The sequence below is a fragment of the Pantoea sp. MBLJ3 genome (genome assembly GCF_000816655.1).
Lineage (GTDB): Bacteria > Pseudomonadota > Gammaproteobacteria > Enterobacterales > Enterobacteriaceae > Pantoea > Pantoea eucalypti.
Genome location: NZ_JSUT01000021.1, coordinates 1 through 3195 on the forward strand (window position 1 = coordinate 1; position 3195 = coordinate 3195).

Annotated in this window: 2 rRNA genes; one reads left to right on the top strand and one right to left on the bottom strand. The window is 53.6% G+C overall.

What is annotated here, in order from left to right:
- Nucleotides 1-115 precede the first annotated feature (115 nt).
- Nucleotides 116-3023 (top strand): 23S ribosomal RNA (locus NP77_RS19125).
- A 7-nt stretch (nucleotides 3024-3030) separates the two neighbouring features.
- Here NP77_RS19125 and NP77_RS19130 read toward each other — a convergent pair.
- Nucleotides 3031-3195 (bottom strand): 23S ribosomal RNA (locus NP77_RS19130); the annotation flags it as partial.

Here is a 3195-nt window from a genome sequence, read left to right on the forward strand (position 1 = left end):
AAAATTGAAACGACGTGTCGTTTTCATTCTCCGTAATAAGAATGAAAAACGCGACACGTTCGAGTCTCTCAAATGCTTGCAGCTCGCAGCGTTGTAAAACGCCTGTGGGTTGTGAGGTTAAGCGACTAAGCGTACACGGTGGATGCCCAGGCAGTCAGAGGCGATGAAGGACGTGCTAATCTGCGTAAAGCGACGGTAAGGTGATATGAACCGCTACAGCCGTCGATGTCCGAATGGGGAAACCCGGTGCACTCTGTGCATCATTGCAGCATGAATACATAGTGCTGCAAGGCGAACCGGGGGAACTGAAACATCTAAGTACCCCGAGGAAAAGAAATCAACCGAGATTCCCCCAGTAGCGGCGAGCGAACGGGGAGCAGCCCAGAGCCTGAATCAGCATGTGTGTTAGTGGAAGCGTCTGGAAAGTCGCAGGGTACAGGGTGATACTCCCGTACACAAAAGCACACGTGCTGTGAGCTCGATGAGTAAGGCGGGACACGTGGTATCCTGTCTGAATATGGGGGGACCATCCTCCAAGGCTAAATACTCCTGACTGACCGATAGTGAACCAGTACCGTGAGGGAAAGGCGAAAAGAACCCCGGCGAGGGGAGTGAAACAGAACCTGAAACCGTGTACGTACAAGCAGTGGGAGCCTTCTTTATGGGGGTGACTGCGTACCTTTTGTATAATGGGTCAGCGACTTATATTCTGTAGCAAGGTTAACCGTATAGGGGAGCCGCAGGGAAACCGAGTCTTAACTGGGCGTTAAGTTGCAGGGTATAGACCCGAAACCCGGTGATCTAGCCATGGGCAGGTTGAAGGTTGGGTAACACTAACTGGAGGACCGAACCGACTAATGTTGAAAAATTAGCGGATGACCTGTGGCTGGGGGTGAAAGGCCAATCAAACCGGGAGATAGCTGGTTCTCCCCGAAAGCTATTTAGGTAGCGCCTCGTGAACTCATCCTCGGGGGTAGAGCACTGTTTCGGCTAGGGGGCCATCCCGGCTTACCAACCCGATGCAAACTGCGAATACCGAGGAATGTTATCACGGGAGACACACGGCGGGTGCTAACGTCCGTCGTGAAGAGGGAAACAACCCAGACCGCCAGCTAAGGTCCCAAAGTCATGGTTAAGTGGGAAACGATGTGGGAAGGCACAGACAGCCAGGATGTTGGCTTAGAAGCAGCCATCATTTAAAGAAAGCGTAATAGCTCACTGGTCGAGTCGGCCTGCGCGGAAGATGTAACGGGGCTAAACCATGCACCGAAGCTGCGGCAGCGACACTATGTGTTGTTGGGTAGGGGAGCGTTCTGTAAGCCGTCGAAGGTGTGCTGTGAGGCATGCTGGAGGTATCAGAAGTGCGAATGCTGACATAAGTAACGATAAAGCGGGTGAAAAGCCCGCTCGCCGGAAGACCAAGGGTTCCTGTTCAACGTTAATCGGAGCAGGGTGAGTCGACCCCTAAGGCGAGGCCGAAAGGCGTAGTCGATGGGAAACAGGTTAATATTCCTGTACTCGGTGTTACTGCGAAGGGGGGACGGAGAAGGCTATATCAGCCGGGCGACGGTTGTCCCGGTTTAAGCGTGTAGGCGGAGGGTCCAGGTAAATCCGGTCCCTTATTAACGCTGAGGCGTGACGACGAGGCACTACGGTGCTGAAGTGATAAATGCCCAGCTTCCAGGAAAAGCCTCTAAGCATCAGGTAACACAGAATCGTACCCCAAACCGACACAGGTGGTCAGGTAGAGAATACCAAGGCGCTTGAGAGAACTCGGGTGAAGGAACTAGGCAAAATGGTGCCGTAACTTCGGGAGAAGGCACGCTGGCGCGTAGGTGGAGGGACTTGCTCCCCGAGCCGAAGCCAGTCGAAGATACCAGCTGGCTGCAACTGTTTATTAAAAACACAGCACTGTGCAAACACGAAAGTGGACGTATACGGTGTGACGCCTGCCCGGTGCCGGAAGGTTAATTGATGGGGTTATCCGCAAGGAGAAGCTCTTGATCGAAGCCCCGGTAAACGGCGGCCGTAACTATAACGGTCCTAAGGTAGCGAAATTCCTTGTCGGGTAAGTTCCGACCTGCACGAATGGCGTAATGATGGCCAGGCTGTCTCCACCCGAGACTCAGTGAAATTGAACTCGCTGTGAAGATGCAGTGTACCCGCGGCAAGACGGAAAGACCCCGTGAACCTTTACTACAGCTTGACACTGAACATTGAGCCTTGATGTGTAGGATAGGTGGGAGGCTTTGAAGCGCGGACGCCAGTTCGCGTGGAGCCAACCTTGAAATACCACCCTTTAATGTTTGATGTTCTAACGTAGGCCCGTGATCCGGGCTGCGGACAGTGTCTGGTGGGTAGTTTGACTGGGGCGGTCTCCTCCTAAAGAGTAACGGAGGAGCACGAAGGTCAGCTAATCACGGTCGGACATCGTGAGGTTAGTGCAATGGCATAAGCTGGCTTGACTGCGAGAGTGACGGCTCGAGCAGGTGCGAAAGCAGGTCATAGTGATCCGGTGGTTCTGAATGGAAGGGCCATCGCTCAACGGATAAAAGGTACTCCGGGGATAACAGGCTGATACCGCCCAAGAGTTCATATCGACGGCGGTGTTTGGCACCTCGATGTCGGCTCATCACATCCTGGGGCTGAAGTAGGTCCCAAGGGTACGGCTGTTCGCCGTTTAAAGTGGTACGCGAGCTGGGTTTAGAACGTCGTGAGACAGTTCGGTCCCTATCTGCCGTGGGCGCTGGAGAATTGAGGGGGGTTGCTCCTAGTACGAGAGGACCGGAGTGAACGCACCACTGGTGTTCGGGTTGTCATGCCAATGGCATTGCCCGGTAGCTAAGTGCGGAAAAGATAAGTGCTGAAAGCATCTAAGCACGAAACTTGCCCCGAGATGAGTTCTCCCTGACTCCTTGAGAGTCCTGAAGGGACGTTGAAGACTACGACGTTGATAGGCCGGGTGTGTAAGCGCAGCGATGCGTTGAGCTAACCGGTACTAATGACCCGTGAGGCTTAACCTTACAACGCCAGAGGCGTTTTTGAGAGACACGATTAGTACCGGTTAGCTCAACGCATCGCTGCGCTTACACACCCGGCCTATCAACGTCGTAGTCTTCAACGTCCCTTCAGGACTCTCAAGGAGTCAGGGAGAACTCATCTCGGGGCAAGTTTCGTGCTTAGATGCTTTCAGCA